Annotated in this window: 13 protein-coding genes; 5 read left to right on the plus strand and 8 right to left on the minus strand. The window is 67.0% G+C overall.

All coding sequences use genetic code 11. From position 1 onward, the window contains the following. Positions 1–153: 153 nt before the first annotated feature. On the minus strand, positions 154–8,811 hold the full coding sequence (gene xopAD / locus ACDH77_RS19770; protein ID WP_372353620.1) for a XopAD/skwp family type III secretion system effector: 8,658 nt from the start codon (positions 8,809–8,811) through the stop codon (positions 154–156). A 469-nt stretch (positions 8,812–9,280) separates the two neighbouring features. Between xopAD and ACDH77_RS19775 the strand changes: the two genes are divergently transcribed. Together ACDH77_RS19775 and ACDH77_RS19780 are read left to right on the plus strand one after the other, a co-directional pair. Beyond that, entirely contained in the window at positions 9,281–10,033 is a 753-nt protein-coding gene (locus ACDH77_RS19775) for a glutamine amidotransferase (RefSeq protein ID WP_029820757.1), read from the plus strand. A 59-nt stretch (positions 10,034–10,092) separates the two neighbouring features. Further along, entirely contained in the window at positions 10,093–10,992 is a 900-nt protein-coding gene (locus ACDH77_RS19780) for a BPSS1780 family membrane protein (RefSeq protein WP_029820758.1), read from the plus strand. Positions 10,993–11,176: 184 nt separating this feature from the next. On the opposite strand, the gene tatC is transcribed toward ACDH77_RS19780, so the two are convergent. The 4 genes from tatC to ACDH77_RS19800 all read right to left on the minus strand — a co-directional run bounded on the left by tatC (position 11,177) and on the right by ACDH77_RS19800 (position 13,761). Continuing rightward, positions 11,177–11,914, minus strand: a complete 738-nt coding sequence (gene tatC, locus ACDH77_RS19785) for a twin-arginine translocase subunit TatC (RefSeq protein WP_005923115.1) — start codon at positions 11,912–11,914, stop codon at positions 11,177–11,179. Next, on the minus strand, positions 11,911–12,537 hold the full coding sequence (tatB, locus tag ACDH77_RS19790) for a Sec-independent protein translocase protein TatB (protein WP_008577765.1): 627 nt from the start codon (positions 12,535–12,537) through the stop codon (positions 11,911–11,913). Before tatB ends, tatC begins: the two co-directional genes overlap by 4 nt. 15 nt (positions 12,538–12,552) lie before the next feature. Further along, entirely contained in the window at positions 12,553–12,780 is a 228-nt protein-coding gene (gene tatA, locus ACDH77_RS19795) for a Sec-independent protein translocase subunit TatA (protein WP_003484969.1), read from the minus strand. Positions 12,781–12,852: 72 nt separating this feature from the next. Further along, positions 12,853–13,761: a YSC84-related protein gene (locus ACDH77_RS19800; RefSeq protein WP_218499233.1), complete on the minus strand. Its 909-nt coding sequence runs from the start codon at positions 13,759–13,761 to the stop codon at positions 12,853–12,855. A 153-nt stretch (positions 13,762–13,914) separates the two neighbouring features. Between ACDH77_RS19800 and hemH the strand changes: the two genes are divergently transcribed. From hemH to ACDH77_RS19815, 3 genes are read left to right on the plus strand one after another with little or no spacing between them, the layout of a single operon-like run. Next, positions 13,915–14,880 (plus strand): ferrochelatase, encoded by a 966-nt coding sequence (gene hemH / locus ACDH77_RS19805; RefSeq protein ID WP_031424901.1) that lies wholly within the window; start codon positions 13,915–13,917, stop codon positions 14,878–14,880. Positions 14,881–14,882: 2 nt separating this feature from the next. Further along, positions 14,883–15,743 (plus strand): alpha/beta fold hydrolase, encoded by an 861-nt coding sequence (locus tag ACDH77_RS19810; RefSeq protein WP_277574472.1) that lies wholly within the window; start codon positions 14,883–14,885, stop codon positions 15,741–15,743. A gap of 49 nt (positions 15,744–15,792) precedes the next feature. Beyond that, complete coding sequence (locus ACDH77_RS19815; protein WP_031424903.1) at positions 15,793–16,059, plus strand: hypothetical protein; 267 nt, start codon at positions 15,793–15,795, stop codon at positions 16,057–16,059. Positions 16,060–16,188: 129 nt separating this feature from the next. Here ACDH77_RS19815 and ACDH77_RS19820 read toward each other — a convergent pair whose 3' ends face one another. From ACDH77_RS19820 to ttcA, 3 genes are all read right to left on the minus strand, one after another. Further along, on the minus strand, positions 16,189–16,974 hold the full coding sequence (locus ACDH77_RS19820) for a SprT family zinc-dependent metalloprotease (RefSeq protein WP_011349082.1): 786 nt from the start codon (positions 16,972–16,974) through the stop codon (positions 16,189–16,191). Between the two features lie 561 nt (positions 16,975–17,535). Beyond that, positions 17,536–18,441, minus strand: a complete 906-nt coding sequence (locus ACDH77_RS19825) for a recombination-associated protein RdgC (RefSeq protein WP_008577753.1) — start codon at positions 18,439–18,441, stop codon at positions 17,536–17,538. A gap of 63 nt (positions 18,442–18,504) precedes the next feature. Further along, positions 18,505–19,422 carry a tRNA 2-thiocytidine(32) synthetase TtcA gene (ttcA, locus tag ACDH77_RS19830; protein WP_014091470.1) on the minus strand — a complete coding sequence of 306 codons (918 nt, stop codon included), beginning with the start codon at positions 19,420–19,422 and terminating at the stop codon, positions 18,505–18,507. Positions 19,423–19,703: the final 281 nt, after the last annotated feature.

Raw genomic sequence — 19,703 nt, forward strand, 5'->3', positions numbered from 1 at the left:
GACGCGTTCGCCCGCGCCTGCGAGCCGCACGCGCGTGATTCCCGCCCCAGTGGCACTCGGCGCTCATGCCTTGAGGGCGGAGATATCGTCCGGCGCACAGCTAAACCGGCTTGAGAGCCGCAGATTCGCCAGGTCTTGCGCGTTGATGGGTGCTCATACGCGGCCTCCGAGGCGCTCGATGTGGGCGGGCTTGCTCACCCTGGCCGTCATCTCGTGCATCGCCTGTCTGTGCCCTGCGATTTCCTGCGTCAGTTTTGCCTGCCTGACCGGATCGGGCCGGGGTTTTTGCCGCTCCTTCTCGAGGCGTGTCTGCGCCAACTGCATCCGCTTGTAGGACAGATGCGTTTGCGCCTTGGCGTTGAAGCTCTCGGCCGTGTGGAACTGCACTTCGAACGCGTAGCCCTCGGCATCGGTGAAGCTGGCATTGATGCCCCGGTAGGTGCCATCTCCCGAGGTAAAGTAATTCTGCAGCTTCACGCACGTCATCCCGTGCCGACGCAGTGCGTCCTGGGCCGCCTGCACCTTCGCCACGAAACCCTCGGACGGCAACTCAAGCGCATAGCGCAGCGCATCGCCCACGCGTTGCGTGGCCTGTTCTGTTGTCATGCCGGCGCGCTGATGGCGCCGGATCTTGTCCTTGATCGAGGCGACCGATTTCTGGAACGGGTCGTGTTGCACCTGCTCGATCCGGCCCTGGCTGGCGTTGTAGCGCACGTTGCCCCAGAGCCGCGCGCCCAAGCCGTCGGCCAGCGTGTCGAGCACCGGCGTCAGCGACGCCTGCTTGCGTGTGGCGGCATGGAACACGCTGTGTGCCGGCGATGCGCCTGTATTGACGGGGGTCTGTTCGGAGCCGGGCGTCGGCGTCGCGCTTGCCAGCGCCGGCACGGTCTCTTCCTGCCAGTCGTCGATCTCCTCGCACCCCGGCGGCGAGGCCACACGCTTGAAGGCCTCCAGCGCAGGCGCCTGTAGCTTGCGCTGCTCGGCCCGCGATGCGCCGCCAAGCGCCAGCGCATGGGCGTGCTTGTACAGATCGTGGAAGCGCTCCTTCAGCGCGAAGGTCTCCGGGGTGTGGAACTGGATCTCCCATAGCGCACCCTCAGGGCTGCGCAGCGTGACATTGATGGCCTTGAAGACTGGCGGGTATTCAGTAAATTGATTGGTCAGCTTGACCCGTGCATGGCCCTGATCGTCCAGTGCGGCCAGCACGGCGCGCAGGCCGGCGGTAAAGCCCTGCGGTTCCAGCACCACGCTGTAGCGCAGCGCGTCGTTGACGCTGGCTGCCGCCTCGTCCAACGGCTGCTTCTTCAGCGCCATCCGCTGCTTGAGCTTGTCCTGCAACGAGCCGTAGGACTTCAGTTGATGCTGCGTGCCGGCCAGTTGCCCACCATGGCGCGCGGCGATGTTCTGCAGCATGTCGGTGACCTGCGGCTCCATCTGGCGAGCGCGCCTGAGCAAGGCCTGTGCCTTGAGCGCAATGTCCTGCGGCTGCACGTCGCGCAGACGCTCGGCCGGCGGCTGCGACCGGGCGATCCAGCCGGCCTGCTGTAGTGCCTCGAGCGCGTCTTCCATGACGCCGGCGGCCATCGACGGCATGCGCTGCAGCAGCAGCTTGGTCTGTTCGGGATCGAAGCGCCCGTCCTGCATGGCCCGGGCGGTTGCCCTGCTGTAGGGCACGTTGCGGACCCGCTCGGCGAAGCCCCGCTCGGCCCGTTCGCAGGCCTCCACGATCTTGGCGAACAGCGCCGTGCCGGTGTCGGACTTCAGCGCATCGGTGCCGACCTTGATCGCGATGGTGAACAGGTTGCGCATGGTCAGTTCCGGCTCGCCGGGGACGAGCCCGGGTTGCCCGTCCGGGAACTGCGCATGCGACAGCCGGCACACCGGGTAGTTGTCCAGGATGGCGTGGATGCGCGCATCCACGCCAGAAGCGGCGTCGTAGGCCTTGGCCAGGCCGGGAAACGCCTCCGCCAGGGCGTCGGGCAACGCCGGGGCGTCGCTGTCGGCGGCCGGGTCCGTCTCAAGCGCAAGCAGCTGCGCGTGCAGCAACTCGGCAGCTTCACGCGCCTCGGGCAGGTGGGCGCGTTCGATCGCCTCGCGCGCCTGCACGCGCAGCGTGGCCAACACCACCGGATCGCGGACCGGCTCTTCGAGCAGCTCGCGCAAACCGTTGCGCAAGCCGCGCTCGATGCCATCGTAGGTGCCGAACATCATGTCGCGCGCCATCGCTTCGCGCAGTTCGTTCGGCTGCCCCATGAAGCGCGCCGCCAGCGTGGCGGCCGCCGAGGTGATGCGCTGACCGCGCTTGAGGGCCATGATCTCGGCCAGCCGCCCGGGCTGGTAGTGACCGGTCACCGGATCGATGGCCGGCGTGGCCGTCTTCGGCGGCTTGAAGGACTTTTGCCGACCGAGCCTGGCCTTGCGATCCATCACCCGCGAAATCAGCGCAGCCAGCTTGGGATAGCCTGCGTAGATGAAGGCGTCGTCGCCATCGGTGTCCATGTCGCGTTTGCGCAACTCGTCGATCGGCAGTGCGCCCAGGCGCCCAGGCTCCACGATGTCCTTGAGCCGCAGGCTGCCGGTGCTGAGGATATCGCGCGGCAAGGCACCGCGGTCACGGCCGTTTGTCCAGCACGACAGCGTCTTCAGATCTTCCTTGGAGCAGGCCAGGTCGGTGTCGCTGAACGCGGCCGGCCACTGCTGCTCCGGCACCACCACCAGCATGCCCTTGCTGTGCAGCATCTGCGGATCGACGCCGGAACGATCATCGAAACCGGTGTAGCTGTACTGGATGCCGAAGCACTGGGAGAGGAACGCGGCGGTGGCATCGCCCTGGGCCACGGTGGCGATGCGCTGCTCCGGCACCGGCAGCAGATTCTCCTTGTCGTAGGGAGGCTTGCCGAGCAGCAAAGGGCCGCCCGCGACGTCGAAGGCCTGGCTGCGCTGCTGCGGCAGATGCACCTTGTCGTCGGCCGACGGCACCGCCCGCACCCGCTGACCCTGGTAGCCACCGCCGATGAGCGGCCTGTACACCCACAGCGGATCATCGCCTGTCGGCTCCAGTGTCTGCAGCCGGTCCTGCAGCGCCGCGTGCGCCTCTTCCAGCGCCGCCGCATCGCGCGGGTAATGCTGCAGCGCCTGCGCCGGCATCAGCGAAGGACCCTTGTCCTTGGCCACCAGCTCGCGCTGCTCCTCGGTGGCCTGGTTCGCCTGCACCGCGTGCCAGGCCTCGTAATGCTTGCGGAAGGCCGGAATGGCCAAGGCCACCTCCAGTTTCAGGAAGCCGCAGCCATCGTTGGGGCACAACGCCAGGGCCGTGCCATCCACGGCCAACGGCTTGAACGGATGCGCAGGGCCCTCGACGTCATCGAATACGCCCAGTCGCAGCGTGCCCTCCACGACATGGTCGCTGGGCACCATCTCCAGCAGCGAGCGCTGCATGCGCGACCAGTCCTCGCGTTGCGGAGCGAGCTTGGCCGCCAGATGCATCAGGCTGCTGCCCGGGGCGGTGTCGGCATAGCGGAACGCCGGCAACAGCGACGCCGACTCCTTCCTGTGAGACATCACCAGACTGCTGCTACCGGATTTGCTGCGCGCGGCGCGACTGCCGCCGAACATGTCGAAGCGCCAGGGCTCGCCGTTGTAGTTGAACGTCCGCGCCAGCATGAAGGTCGATAGCTCACCAGGCAATTGCACCTCCACCAGTGGCAGCCCGGTCAGGCGTGCAAACAGCGAATACGGCTTGTCCGATTCGGACCGGTTGGTCGACAGCTCCTTGCCCACCAGATCGACCACCACATGGGTCGTGCTGCCGCGGCCGGGCGCCGGCGCCACCGGCCGGCCGGGAACCGTGGACATGCTCAGGCGCCCACTGTCCAGGTCGAAGCGGGTGGGTGGATGGGCCTGGGTAATGGCCGGCGCGTCCTTGGCCATGCGCAGGTCCAGGGCGTCGAACATCCGGTCGCCGGCCTCGATCTGCGCGATCAGGTTCCAGCTCATCTCGCCCAGGTCCGCCTCGATCGCCTCGCGCGTGCGCGCCAGCGTCAGGTCCACCCACTTCACCAGTTCGTCGCGGCGCTGGCGCAGTTGCTTGCGCGGGCCGTCCAGATGGCGCGCTTTCCACTGCCGGCTCACCACCGCGTAGGCCTTGAGCACCTGGTAGAAGGTCAGCGCCGGGCAGCGCGTGGCATGCTGTTCGATGTCGGCCGACGCGCGCGCGCCGTCGCCGCGCAGGTACAGCTCGATCTTGCGCGCGACGATGGGCTGCAACGTATCGAACACGCGCAATGCCTGGCCCCGATGGCGAGGGGCCAACTCCGGACTGCGGATCAGCGGCAACAGTCCCATGCAGAGGCTGCCGATCCCCTCAAGGCTGGTCTGGCGTAATCCGTCGTCCCCGATCAGGATCGACACCCGCTCCAGCGCCGGTTGTCCCAGCGGACGCATCTGGCGCTGCAGCCGCGCCGATGCAAGGGCCTTGAAGAGCACACCGATGTCGGCGGCCGACGCGGACGCAAACCGCTCGCGATGCACATCCAGGTGCCCGGCCATCGCCTGCAGCTTGGCGACACCCAGGGTCTGGAACTGCTCATCGTCCTCATCGTCCAGGGGCAGCAGGCGGGACATCGCGTTGGCCACCACCGCGATCCCCCGCATCTGGAACTGCCGCCAGGGCAGCTCGGCCGAGCCTGCACGCTCGGCGACCAGCACGAATGCCGACCGGCACACCGGCCTGGCGAGACATTTGCTCAGTGCGTTGAGCGCGACGGCCACGCCTTGCGGGTCCAGGGCCTTGCGCAAATCGGGATCGTCGGCCAGCGTCGCCGCCAGGACGTCGATGGCGGTCTCGCAGGCGGGCGTGCCGGGCCATTTGCTCAGGGCATTGAGCGCTTGGCTCACGTTGATAGGGTCGAAGGCGCGACGCAAGCCGGCATCGTTGGTCAGCCGCTCGGCCAGTGCGCTGGCGGCGGCAGCGCAGACCGGCGCGTCGGGCCATTTGCTCAGGGCGTTGAGTGCGTTGCCAACGCCTTGCGGGCACAGATCCTTGCGCAACCCGGGATCGTCGGCCAGCCGTGCGGCCAGCGCGGCGACGGCAGCCGCACACACCGGCATCTCGGGCCATTTGCTCAGGGCGTTGAGCGTATTGGCCACCCCGAACGGGTCGAGCGCATTGCGCAGCTCGGGATCGTCGACCAATCGCTGGGCCAGCGCGTTGACCGCCTTGCCACAGACCGGCACGTCCGGCCATTTGCTCAGGGCATTGAGCACTTGGGCCAGACTGGAAGCGTCCAGCGCCTTGCGCAGGTCGGGATCGTCGGTCAGCCGCTCTGCCAGCGCGCTGGCAGCGGCTGCGCAGACCGGCATGCCCGGCCATTTGCACAGCGCGTTGAGCGCAGTGGCCATGCGATGCGGACTCAGGGCCTTGCGCAACTCCGGATTGTCGACCAGCCGCTCGGCCAGCGCACTGGCGGCGGCCGCACAGGCCGCGTTGTCGGGCCACTTGCTCAGGGCGTTGAGCACGGTGACCACGCCATGCGCGGTCAGAGCGTGGCGTAACGCGGGTTCGTCGGCCAAGCGCTCAGCCAGCGCGCCGCCGCCGGCCGCACAGGCCGCGTTGTCGGGCCATCTGCTCAGGGCGTTGAGCACGGTGGCCACTTGCTGCACGTCGAAGGCCTCGCGCAACCTGGGATCGTGGGCCACCCGTGCGGCCAGCGCGCTGGCGGCGCCCGCACAGGCCGGCGTGTCGGGCCATTTGCTCAGGGCGTTAAGCGCGTTGGTCATTTCTCGCGGCTTGAGCACGTCGCGCACGTCGGGCTCGCGTCTCAGTCGCTCGGCCAAGGTGTTGGCGGCCGCCGCACAGGCCTGGTTGTCGGGCCATTTGCACAGGGCGTTGAGCACGGTGGCCACTTGCTGCGCGTCGAAGGCCTTGCGCAACCTGGGTTCGGCGCCCACCCGTGCGGCCAATGCGCTGGCAGCGGCCGCACAGACCGGCGTGCCGGGCCATTTGCTCAGGGCATTGAGCGCATTGGCCACGTCCAATGGATTGAGATCCTTGCGTAACCCGGGATCGGCGGCCAGCCGCTCGGCCAGCACACCGGCGGCAGCGGCACAGACCGGGGTGTCAGGCCATTTGCTCAAGGCATTCAACGCGTTGGCCACGTCCAGTGCATTGAAGGCCTTGCGTAACTGGCGATCGCCGACCAGGCGCCCTGCCAACATGCGGGCAGCTTCCGCACAGACCTCGGTGCCCGGCCATTTAATCAAGGCGTTCAAGACGTTGGTCACGTCGACCGGGCCAAGTGCGTTGCGCAGGTCGGGCTCTTCGACCAGACGCTCGGCCAGCGCGTTGACGGCCTCAGCACAAACCGTAATGTCCGGCCACTTGCTCAATGCGTTGAGCACGATGACCACACCTTGCCGGTCCAGGTCCGTGCGCAGCCGACGCTCGTCGGCCAGCCGCCCGGCCAGCGCGCTGGCGGCAACCGCACAGACCTGCTTGTCAGGCCATTTACTCAAGGCCTTGAGCGTGGTGACAGCTTGGTATGCGTCCAGCGCCTTGCGCAACTGGCGATCGTCGACCAACCGCTCGACCAGCGCGCAGGCTGCCTCCGCGCAGACCGGCGTGGCGGGCCATTTGCTCAGGGAATGGAGCGCGGTGACCACTTCTTGCAGCTTGAGGGCATGACGCAATTCGCTCTCGTCGGCCAGCCGCCCGGCCAGCGCTTTGGCGGCGGCCGCACAGACCGGCGTGTCGGGCCATTTGCTCAGCGTGTCCAGCGCCTGGGTCACGTTGATCGGGTCCAGCGCCCTGCACAGCTCGGGATCGTGGGCCAGCCGCCCGGCCAGCGCACTGACGGCCTGCCCGCAGATCGGTGTCTCCGGCCATTTGCTCAGCGCGTTGAGCGCGTTGGCCACGCCTTGCGGATCCAGATCCTTGCGCAACTCGGGATCGTCGACCAGGCGTTCGGCCAGTGCACTGGCGGCCGCTGCACAGATGGGAGTGTCGGGCCACTTGCTCAGCGCGTTGAGCACGTTGGACACGCCTTGCCGGTCCAGGTCCTCGCGCAGCCGGGGATCGTCGGCGAGCTGCCCTGCCAGCGCACCGACGGCGGCCGCACAGACCCCGTTGTCGGGCCATTTACTCAGGGCGTTGAGCGCGTTGGACAGGCCTCGCGCGTTCAGAGCCTTGCGCAACTCGGGGTCGTCGGCCAGCCGCTCGGCCAGTGCGATGGCGGCGGCCGCACACACCGGACACACCGGTATATCGGCCCATTTGCTCAGCGCGTTGAGCGCTTGCGTCACGTTGATGGGGTCCAGGGCCTTGCACAACCGGGGATCGTCCACCAGCCGTTCGGCCAGCGCACTGGCGGCCGCCGCACAGATCGGGGTATCGGCCCATTTGCTCAGGGCGTTGAGTGCGTTTCCCAGTTCCTGCGGCTTCAGCTCCTTGCGCAATCTGGACTCGTCGGCCAACCGCTCGGCGAGCGCGCTGACGGCATTCCCGCAGTCCGGCGCGTCGGGCCATTTGCACAGGGCGTTGAGCGCGGTCGCCACGCTCTGGGCATCCATGGCGCAACGCAGGTGGTAGTCGCTGGCGACAAGCGCGGCAAACCGGTGCGCCATCGCCTGGCAGTCCGGGTTTTCGGACCACTTGCTGAAGGCATTGAGTGCCAGGCTGATGTGCTGCGCACTCAGAGCCTGTCGGGCGTGATCGTCACGCCACAGATGACGTGCCACACGCGCCACCGCGCGTTCACACCGGCCGCTGTCGAGATTCTTCGAGAAGGCGTTCAGAAGCAGAACTGAGGGGTAGCCTCCCAGCCCCACCAGATCGTCGGCCTGGGTGAGCTCTCCGGCGATCCACGCGATTGCCTCCATGCATGCAGGCAGGTTCGGGTGCTTGCTCAGCTTGTTGCCCATATGCGCCAGCTGCGCCAGCGATGCGCCTTCGAACCATCCGGTCCCGGACAGGTACTGCGCCGCAAGCTCGATGCAACGATCAAGATCGCGGGGCGTTGCCCCCCTGGTGCGCTGTGCATTGGCAACCAGCTTGAGGTACTTGTCGAGCCGACTCGCGTTGACTTGCGCATGCAAACTCTCTTCCAGGAAGGGCAACGCCATCCCGTCACGCATGCGAGGCGCCAGCTCGTTGTCATATGCCATCGACACGCACAGACCCGCATTGTGGTTGCGAGCGATTCCGTGGGGCTCGCTCAACTGTCGCTGCTGTTGCAGTCGCTGTGCCTGTAGCCGTTTGCTTGCGGCCCAGTCCAGCTGATGTTCGGCCCTGCGCAGATCCTCGGTCAGCCCCATGCCATGGAATGGCCGCTTTGACTGCCGAGAGGGCGCCTGCTCTTCACGCGGTCGCTTTCTGGCGGACCATTCGGAGGGTTGTTCGCGCGGTCGAAGAGATGCTTTTACCTCCCCACCATGCTGCGACGATCGTTGTGGTCGATGCTGCGCTGACGACGCGCCGACGTCAGCGGTCACCCTGTCCGGATACCGCTCGGTTTTGATGCGCGCGTTTTTGACGGCAGCCGGCTGCCACTGCCGAACGCGCCTGTCCCATGCGCCTTCGCTGGCATCGATTTCCTCTTTCTTTAAGGCGTTTGCCGTAAAGGGCTGCCTGTCGCGCGTCGAGGCCCCTGGGTCATCCGATTCTATCCTCTGCCGTTTTCTAGGCGGCCGTCCAAGCGGTTGATGCGTGCCGCTGCTGCTGGCTGCTACCTGATCCTCCGTTAGCCCGGGCTTTTCGGCATGAGCGTAAGGCGAGTTTGTGCGGAACGCAGTTGGATGGGTGGCATGGGTTTTCATGCCTGGAAATTTAGTCAATCTGCCCGCGAACGACTTCTTCAATACGAAGCGCCGACGACGTGTGCGACGCCCGCTGCGCATTGGGCCAATGGCCCTACTACATTGCATGGATTGAACGCGTGGGATGCAGCACGCCGGCACGGCGACGTGCTCCGCTGCCGTCAAGCGCAGTGTTCTGAAGGGTATGCACGATTCGATGCTTTTCCACACCAACCCCGCCGAACCTTGCCTCGACCTGACCACCGCGACGGCGCAAAGGCACTGTCATTGCAGCCCTGCGTTTGTCTGCCGATATCCAGGACATGCACCAGTCGGCAACCACCGCTACCATCATCCGCATCTCGCTGCGAGGGCATCAGGACATGTCATTCGGCAATGACCCGCAGCGCGCGTCTTGGAGTGCCGCTTGAAAAAAACGCGTCGTTGCCGCCTACAATCGGGGGCATCTGTTGTGTCCGGATCTTTGCGCATGTCCGTCTTGCCGTTCCTGATCATCGAAACCGGGCAGCCCGTGCCGGAGATGAAGCGATACGGCCGTTTTCCGCACTGGATCCGCGTGGCGGCCGGGCTGGCCGAGCAGGAAACGGTGGCCATCGACGTTGCCAATGGGGACGCGCTGCCCGACCCGGCCGACTTTGCCGGCATCATCGTCAGCGGTTCGGCCGCCTTCGTCACCGACCGCGCCGACTGGAGCGAACGCAGTGCCGAATGGCTGCGCCATGCCGCCCATCAGGGCATGCCGCTACTGGGCATCTGCTACGGGCACCAGTTGCTGGCGCACGCGCTGGGCGGCGAGGTCGACTACAACCCGGCCGGGCGCGAATCCGGCACCATCGCGCTGGAGCTGCACCCGCCGGCCGAGCAGGATCCTTTATTCGCAGGGCTTCCGCCGCAGTTCCCGGCCCATGCCACCCATCTGCAGACGGTCGTGCGTGCCCCGGACGGCGCCATCGTGCTGGCGCACTCCCGGCAGGACCGCTGCCATGCCTTCCGCTGGGGCCGGGCCACCTGGGGCGTCCAGTTCCACCCCGAATTCGCCACCCACCACATGCGCGGCTATGTGCAGGCGCGTGCCGACTGCATTGCGCGCCACGGACATTGCGCCCGCACGGTCGCCCGCGAGGTCACCGCCGCCCCCATCGCCCGCAAGCTGTTGCGCCGCTTCGTGCATCACGCACGCCGGTTGCAAACCGTGAGCGCTCGTCCCGCCGCGCACACGTAAAAGCAGCGATAATCGCGTGACGCCGGATGGTCCGGCGCGCGTATCGATCCGGAATGGGAATGAGCGAAATTCGTAAGGTGCCGGCATCTGCCGGCGCAGAGTGGCTGTTGACCGGTTTCTCGCTGTTGAAGCGGGCGCCGTTGGCGCTTGGCTCGATGGGGGTGATCTGGAGCGTGGCCGCCTCGTTGGTGGTGTCGCTGTCGGTCCTGGTGCCGCTGTTGGGCCCGGCTCTGCAGTTCCTGCTGGTGCTGGCCGGCCCGTTGTTCATGGGCGGCCTGCTGTGGGCCATCCGCGAAGTGGACGAAGGCCGCATCGCCAAACCGTCGCATCTGCTGCATGGCCTGCAGGACGGCCGCGCGCCGCACCTGCTGGTGTCGCTGCTGCCGCAGCTGATCGCCGGCCTGCTGCTGGGCGTGCTGTTGCTGGCGATGATCGGCGCCAGCGGGCTGCAGCAGCTGTCCGAAGTGATGGTCAAGATCAACCAGATCAGCCAGTCCGGCGCGCAGCCGGACCCGGTGCAGATCGAGCAGCTGGCCGCCAGCCTGCCGGCCGGGCGCATCCTGCTGTGGCTGCTGCTGACCATCGCCACCTTCGCGGCGATGACGCTGGCGCTGTTCGTGATGCCGCCGCAGGTCATGTTCGACCGCAGCACCGGCGGCCACGCGCTGCGCGAGAGCCTGCGCGCCAGCCTGCACAACCTGCCGGCGATGCTGGTGTTCTTCGTCCTGGCCTTCATCGCCATTTTCGCGATCTATTTCGCGGTCATGATCGTGGCGCTGATCGTCGGCCTGATTGCCGGCCAGACCGTGGCGATGTGGCTGGCCCAACTGCTGTTGATGGCGGTGCTGATGCCGGTGTTCGCCGGTTCGGTCTACGCCGCGTGGAAGCAGATGTTCACCCACGCCGGCGCCGCCGCCCAACCAGCCCGGCCATCGCGACCGGATGTATTTGTTGCTTGAATTCGCTTAGCCGTAGGAGCGCACCCGGGCGCGACCAAGGCTTCTCGACGTAGGCTTCGTCGCGCCCGGGCGCGCTCCTAACGTGGACCATGGCGTCCGGGGCGATGCCGCGCAGCGACGCATGTGCCCGAAGACCACCGCACCGCGCACCTGCATGGCGGCGCGCTTGGGTGCAGCGACGGCACTAGGCGCTCTTCGGCGCCACCGCTCGCGAAGCCATGATGCCCAGCTCGTAGAGCAGGCACATCGGGATGGCCAGCATCAGCTGCGATACGACGTCTGGCGGGGTGAGCACGGCGGCCAGGATGAAGATGCCGACGATGGCGTAGCCACGGCCTTCGCTGAGCTGCTTGGGGCTGACCCAGCCCAGCAGCACCAGGATCACCAAGGCCACCGGCAGTTCGAAACTCGCGCCGAAGGCGAAGAAAATGGCCAGCACGAAATCCAGGTACGAATTGGCATCCGGGGTAATGGCGATCACGTCTGGCTTGAACGTGGTCAGGAAGTGGAACACCGCCGGCAACACCAGGAAATAGGCGAACGCGCAACCGATATAGAACAGCGCCACCGCCGACGCCAGCAGCGGGAATGCCAGCTTCTTTTCGCGCTGGTACAACCCCGGCGCCACGAACGCCCAGGCCTGATACAGCAGCCACGGCACGCTGAAGAACACCGCCACGAAGAAGGTCAGCTTGAGCGGGGCGAAGAACGCGCCGGCCGGATTCATCGCGATCATCGTCTGCCCCAGCGGCAGTTGCGAGATCAGCGGTGCGGCCAGCCACGAATAGATCGCCCGCGAAAACGGCAGCAGCGCCAGCAACACCACGCCCAGACCGATCAGTGCGCGGACCAGGCGGGCGCGTAATTCGACCAGATGCTCGATCAGACTGCTTTCGGCCTGTGCGTCGTCGAACAGGCTCACGGCTGTTTCTCCTGGAGTTTGGCTGGCGCGCCCGGCGTCCACGCGGCCGGTGTGCCCGCATCGACTGGCGCAACGGCGACCGGCTCGGGCGCGCTGGCAAGATGCGCGGCATGCGGCGCGGGCACTATCGTGTCGTGCGGAGCCGGAACCAGGGTTTGATGCGGCGCTGGCGCAATGGGTTGGGCCTGCGCAATCACCGGCGCGGTATGTGCAGCTCCAGCCGCATCGGTTACGCCGGCTGTTGCATCCACATCGGGGCTGGCAGACAAATCCGCATGGGCCAGTTCCAGCGGCGTTGCCACCGGCGTGGCGCTGGCGCGGATGTCGATATCGCGACTGACGTCGTCATGCAGCGTGCGGGCGCCCTGCTCGACCTGCTGCTGCGTGTTGCGCAGCTGGTCTTCGGCCTCGCGCAGCGAGGCCTGCACGTCCTGCAGGCTGCGCTTGAGCTCTTCGGCCTCGAGTTCGCGTTCGAGTTCCTGCTTGACAGAATCCCACTGCATTCGGGCGCGGCGCACCCACAATCCGGCAAATCGGGCCGCCTTGGGCAAACGCTCGGGGCCGAGCACCACCAGGGCGACGACCGCAATGAGCGTCAGTTCGCCAACACCTATGTCAAACACCGACGCCGCTCCGGATCAGCGCGCGTCGCGGTCGCGTTCGGCCTGCGCCTCACGCGCCTGCTCGGCAGTGCGGGAGTCGTCGCCGAGCTTGCCGGCCGGCTTGTCGTCGTCGTGCATGCCTTTCTTGAATTCCTTGACCGCGCTGCCGAGATCCTTGGCACCGCTGGTGAGCCGCTTGGTACCGAACACCAGCAACACGATCACCAGCACGATCAGCCAGTGCCAAATGCTGAAACCGCCCATGATCTGCTCGCTTGCTTGAAAGATGGAACGCGCAGGATACCCCAGCGCACCGCGCAGGGGGATGACAGTGCGTTAGCGGTTGCCGTCCAGTGATTCGGTGCGGATTTCGCCCTCCGATACCGGCTGAAAACCTTGCTGGGCGGGCGGCGTGGTGCTGGGCTGCATCGGCACGGTACTGGCTTCGCTGCCCGGCGGCGGCACATTGGCCGGTTGCTGTGCCTGCACCGGCGGCGGGGTCTGCGGACGCGGTGCCGGCGGCGCGCCATCGGCGGCGGCATCGGTGCTGCGATTGGCGCGCGCGGTGTAGGTCGCCTCTTCCAGCCGGTCGCGGAAAGCGATCACATCGGTGGACGGGCGTTCGTTGGTGCGGCCTTCGAAAATCATGCGCGGAGTCGCGCCGCTGCCGTAGGCATTGAGGTCGGCGGCATCGTCGATCTGCAGCACCGCACCGTCCAGCGCCACGCCGGCGAACAGGCCACGGGCACGCGACCAGGACCAGATTTCGGCCTTGAGCTGGCCGTCGGTGGCGGCGGCGGCGTTGCGCCCGACCGGACCTGCGGCCACGCCGGCGTCGGCGCCGAGGGTGAACTTGCCGTTGACGATGTTGTCCAGGCTGCGGTCGTTGCGGAACACCAGCACCACGTCGGAGGACTGCACGCCGGCCTGGAAGCCGATGCTGCCGCCGGTGAGCTTGACGAACACCGGTTGCGACCAGCTGCCGTCGGCATTCTTCATCGACATCAGGCCGTGGCCGCGGCGGCCGCCGATCACCAGACCGGCCTTGAGCGTGTCGGGAATGACCACGATGGCGCGCGCCTCGTCGAGCAGTTTGTCCGGAATGGCCTGCTCGGGGATCTTCATGATCTCGGTGAGCACCCGCACCGCATTTCGTGCGCGCTGGTCTTCTTCCGGGCCGGCGACGGCATGGCCGGCGACCAACGTCAGCGACAACAACAGGGCCAGGCGCGACAAACGAGGCATGACAAGCTCCAAGGAAGAATCCGTCAAAGATAGCAATGCCGCGACGTTAGTGCCGGCGCAATGAATCGGTGGTGAGCGCAACCGGCGTGGAAGAGACGGCCGATCGCAGCGATCGTTGCGCTGCTGTCGGCAGCGGTGCCCGGCTCTGCCAGAATGGTGCGCATGAACACGACACCCGATACCGCCCTGCTGGTCGTCAACCTGGGCACTCCCGAATCGCCGACCGCGCCGGCCGTGCGCCGCTACCTGGCCGAGTTCCTCAGCGACCGCCGCGTGGTCGCGATTCCGCCACTGTTCTGGAAGCCGCTGCTTTACGGGGTGATCCTGCCGATCCGCGGGCCGAAATCGGCCGAAAAATACGCCAAGGTGTGGTTGCCGGAGGGCTCGCCGCTGGCGGTCTACACGCGCCGCCTGGCCGACGGCCTGCAAGCGGTCATGCCCGACTGGCATGTGGAATGGGCCATGCGCTACGGCGAGCCGGCCTTGCGCAAGACGCTGGACGGGCTGCGCGCACGCGGCATCAGGCGCATCGTGGTGCTGCCGCTGTATCCGCAGTATTCCACCACCACCACCGCCTCGATCCAGGATGTGGTGGAGGCATGGCGCACCAGCGCGCCGGAGATCGCGGTGGAGGTGATCCAGGACTACTGCGAGGACGCCGGCTGGGTGGCCGCGATCGCCGAGTCGATTCGCGCGCACTGGCAGGTGCATGGGCGCAGCGAAAAATTGATGTTTTCCTTCCACGGCCTGCCGCAGCGCGTGGCCAATGCCGGCGACCCGTATCCGCAGCAGTGCGAACGCAGCGCGCAGGCCATTGTGGCAGCGCTGGGGCTGGGCGAGGACGAGTGGCAGATGGGCTACCAGTCGCGCTTCGGCGCCGAACGCTGGCTGCAGCCGTACGCCGAACCCACGCTGTGGGCGTTGGCCGAAGGCGGCGTGCGCAGCTTCGACCTGGTCTGCCCGGGCTTTGCCACCGATTGCCTGGAAACGCTGGAAGAAGTGGCGCTGGGTTTTGCCGAAACGCTGGCCGAGCGTGGTGCCACGCTCAGCTACATCCCCTGCCTCAACGCCAGCGATGCGCATGCGCACGCGCTGGCCGCCGTGGCGCGCCGCGCGTGAAGTTGGAGCCGTTTGCGTGCGACCTGGCCATCGGCCGGGTCACCGGATTGCGCAACCAAGATCGCGGCCCGCGCCGGGTGCTGGCCTTGCATGGCTGGCTGGACAACGCGGCCAGCTTCGTGCCGCTGAGCGCGCATCTGCACGCGCAGGAGCTGGATCTGGTGCTGCTGGATCTGCCCGGCCATGGCCACAGCGCTTGGCTGCCGACAGGCGCCGAATACACGCTCAGCAGCGCGATCGCCATGTTGTTGCAGGTCGCCGATGCTCTGGGCTGGGGGCGCTTCACCGTGCTCGGCCACTCGATGGGCGGCGGCATTGCCAGCCTGCTGGCCGCCGCTGCGCCCGAGCGCGTGGAGGCCTTGATCGCCATCGAGGCGCTGGGCGCCCTGGCCGAGCCCGTGGAAAGCACTGCCACACGCCTGCGCGATGCCGTTGCGTCGGCACGCACGCTGGCAGAGCGGCCGCTGCGGGTGTTTCCGTCGATGGAAATGCCGGTACGCGCGCGCATGATGGCCAACCAACTCACCGAACCGGCTGCACGGCTGCTGGTCGAACGCGGCGTACGCGTGGTGGAAGGTGGCTACAGCTGGTGCAGCGATCCGCGCCTGACCCTGCCCACCGCCATCCGCATGACCGAAGCGCAGATCGACGTGCTGCTGGCCTCCATCGCCTGCCCCGCCCAGGCGATCTTCGCCACGCCCGCCCAGGCGTATTTCCCGGAAGCATTGCGCGACCACCGCGTGGCGGTGATGCGCGACGCACGCCTGCAGCTGCTGCCCGGCACGCACCACGTGCATATGGAAGCGCCGGAAGCAGTCGCGGCGGTGATCAACGGCTTCTTGGATGGTGTGCGTCACGCGTGATACGCAGATGCCAATCGCGCAGGTGAACGTGGCAGATGCAGCCCGTGTCGTGGGCGCACTCGAATCCTTCGATCGGTGGCATGCGCCGTGGACCTTCATCCAGGCGGTGCGCGCCGCTGCCCACCTGGATGCGGGCGATCGCGTCCTGTTGGAGCAGGCATGGGCAGCGGCGTGTCACGCCGACCACTGGATGTCGGCGCGCACCCTGGACGCAGGCGCTGCGGCTGCAGAACACGCCGTGTCAAAACGCTTTGCCTGGCTGTCGCCGCTGGCCTGCCGGCAACTTGCCCGGGCTGCCTCCTACGCGTGGCGCTAGCGGCGTCTTCGTTGCAGCGTTGACCACTCGCCGGTGCCAGCCGCACCGATCGCCTGTTGCTGTTGCCGCACCCGTAGCTGCACCACTGTCGCGAAAGGCACGTCATCGCAGCCGCGCGCTACGCCTGCGTCACTGCACGTGCAGCAACCGGCGCAGTTGCGCCTTGAGCTGGCGGCCGTGTTCGTGGAAGTAACTGCGTTCCTCGCGCCAAGTGGGAAAACGTTGCTCCACTTCGGCCCAGAACGCAGGCGAGTGGTTGGCCTGCACCAGGTGGCAGAGCTCGTGCACCAGCACGTATTCGAACGCGGAAGGGCGACCCAGCACCAGCGCCAGGTCCAACGCCATCGAGCCATCCGGTGCGAGCGAGCCCCACTGCGAGGACATCACCTTCAGCCGCAGCCGTGCCGGTGCGCGCGGCAGGCCGGGCAGATAACCCGGCAACCAGCGGCCGACGTCGGCGCGTGCCTGCGCTTCGTAGAATTCCTTCAAGGTGCGGCGCAGGCCGGCATCGCCCAGGCGGATGGGCACATGGAACTGCGCCCCGTCGTCGGTGATATCGATGCGTGCATAGCGCCCCTCGTGCCAGCTCAACGGCAGCAACGCACCACGCAACGGCAGTTGCCCGGGCACGCCACGCTCAAGCGCAGGAAACGCATCGACCTGCTGATACCGCGACAGCTGCGTGGTCAGCCAGTCCAGATGCGCATGCAGAAACCGTTCGCCGGACATCAGGCTTGCGCGCAGCGGCAAGGTCAGCCGTGCGCCGCGCTCGTCGACGCTGAGTTTGATGCGTCGCGCACGCGGGTCGCGCACGCGCAGCACCGCGATGTCGCGGCCGTCCAGCTGCACGTGCACGCAGTCGCGTTCGACAACCTGCGAGGGCGGAACAATCAGGCGGCGGACGGGCTTGAACATGCGCACAGGATACCGCCGCGATGTGTCAGGCGGTGAGACGCATTGACTGCCGCACTCGGTGAGTGCCAGACCGTGATCGGTGTCGTCCCTGGAAGCGATTGGCCACCGATCGATCAGTGGTGGGGCAGCTGATCTGCGACGTTGCTGCCGGGCCCTTGTCCGCCACCGCGCAGGACACATCGCACGTATGTCCTTCACGAGAGCAGCGGAAGAACGCTTTGGTGCGGTGTTCTCAAGGCCTGCGAGACTTTTGGCGGCATGGATGCCGCCATCGAATCCCCAGCGACGGGTTGACGGCGTGTCCCGCGACGGCGGGCGGGCAAGGACTCGTCGAGTTGGCCGGTGTGCAGGGCCTTCACTAAAACGATCCGCACCTTGTCTGGTGCGGTGTCCTTGCCGCTTGCGGGACCGTGTGGCGACATGGATACCGCCGCCGAGCCTCCACGGATGGATTCACGGCGTGTCCCGCGTGTGGCGAGGGCACCGCGCCCTCGACGCACCGAAAGCGTTTGATTCACGCCACGCATCGCGCCTCGACACCGCCACCGTGCGACGTTCCGGTTACTCGGCCTTGCTCAACTTCAACGCGGTTTCTAGCAACAGGAACAGCCGGCGGATTTCCGCGCTCATCAACGCAAAGCGTGCGTCGAGTTCGGCACGTGCGCCATCGTCTTCGCTGTGTTCGAGCTGATCCAGGGCGCCGTCGAGGAACTTGAGCTTGCGGATCACCAGATCATCGCCGAGCACGAACGACAGATTGTCGTCCAGCACCAGCGCCAGCTTGGTGACCTGCTTGCCGGCTTCCAGGTGTTTGTCGATCTCGTCGCCGCGCAGTTCCTGGTGCTGGCACTTGACCACCGCGCCGCCTTCGATGGGGTCCTTCATCTCGCACTCTTCGCCCAGGCTGAGGCCTTCGGGCAAGGGTTCGCCGGCGATCCAGCCGGTGAGGATGGCGCGCGGGGCCACTTCGGCATTGAGCGGCAGCGCCGGGAAGCTGCCGAGCGCGCCACGGATCTCGCTCATCACGTTCTCGCCGCTCTTGCGGCTGGAGCTGTTGACCGCGATGTAGCCGTGCTGCAGGTCCAGGATGGCGTCGGTGCGCGAGCTCTTGACGAAGGCGCGCGGCAGCAGCTCATGGATCAAATCGTCCTTGAGGCGCTTGCGTGCCTTGCCACCGGGGCGGCGGCCTTCCTTTTCCTCGATCTCGGCGACTTTGCGCTCGAGCAGGTCGTTGACCACCGCGCCGGGCAGGATCTTGTCCTCGCCGCCGACGGTGAGCCACAGAAAATCTTCCAGACGGTGCGAGAGCACTTCCTGCTCGTCGCGGCCGAACGGGGAAATGAAACCGCGCGAGCTCATTTCCAGCGGGCCGACCGGCTTGAGCTGCACCGGCGGCAGCAAGGTGTCGATCTCGGAGAAATCCAGGGTGGTGGGAAAGCGGAACAGGGTGAGGTTGCGAAAGAACATGCGTTGGACCGAATGAAGAAAAACGTGGAGGGTGGAAGACTGCCGGCAGCCGGAGCGGCGGCGTCAGTCGCTGTCGTGGGGGGCGTGGCTGGCGGACAGCCACGCGCTGGGATCGGGATCAACATCGCTCGGCGCATCGCCGCTGCGGCCCAGCGCCAGGAAATCGAACAACGTGCGATCGGCCAATTGCTCGGGGCGGACATCGCCCAAGGCGCGGGCGATCTGCTCCACGCGGCCGGGGAACTCGCGGTCCCATTGCTGCAACAGCTTGCCGACCTGCTGGCGCTGCAGGTTTTCCTGGCTGCCGCACAGGTTGCACGGAATGATCGGGAACTGCCGCGCCTGCGCGTACGCCGCGATGTCGGCTTCGCGCACATAGGCCAGCGGGCGGATCACCACATGCGCGCCGTCGTCGCTGCGTAGCTTGGGCGCCATCGCCGCCAGCCGCGCGTGGTGAAACAGGTTCATGAAGAAGGTGGCCACGATGTCGTCGCGGTGATGGCCGAGCGCGATCTTGGTCACGCCATGCGTCTGCGCGTAGGCATACAGCGCGCCGCGCCGCAGCCGCGAGCACAGCGAACACATCGTCTTGCCGGCTGGAATCACCCGGCTGACCACCGAATAGGTGTCCTGCTCGACGATATCGAACGGCACCCCCAGCCCGCGCAGGTAGGCCGGCAGCACATGGGCGGGAAAGTCGGGCTGTTTCTGGTCCAAGTTGACCGCCACCAGGCTGAACGGCACCGGCGCCTTGCGCTGCAACTGCAGCAGCATGTCCAACAAGGTGTAGCTGTCCTTGCCGCCGGACAGACAGACCATGACCTTGTCGCCGGGTGCGATCATGCCGAAATCGGCAATCGCCTGGCCGACCTGGCGCTGCAGGCGTTTGCCCAGGCGCAGCTGTTCGCGCTGCAACCGCTGGCGCGGGTCGCGCGGTGCGGGGTCGGCCAGGGGTTGCGGCAGCGGCAGGACAGCGGTCATAAGCTGGCCATTGTAGCTGCCGGGGGCTGGCAGGCGACGGGGTTGGCTGCGCGCGGGGGCGGCACGCCGACACGCAGCCCTTGTGACGCATTGGACGTTGACGCGGCAGTGGCGCCGGTCGATGCAGACCTGTTGCCCGCACATGGTGTCCTGCGGCCGTTGCCAGGTAACCACGTGCCGGCAGCCCAGGTTTTTGTCCGCAGATGCATGCAGTCGTCAGCGTGCAATGCGCACGGTAGCTGCGCGCGTTGTTACTTGCGGGCCGCCTCCATTGACCCGCG

Origin of the sequence: Xanthomonas axonopodis pv. maculifoliigardeniae (assembly GCF_041519315.1) — a bacterium.
GTDB lineage: Bacteria > Pseudomonadota > Gammaproteobacteria > Xanthomonadales > Xanthomonadaceae > Xanthomonas > Xanthomonas euvesicatoria.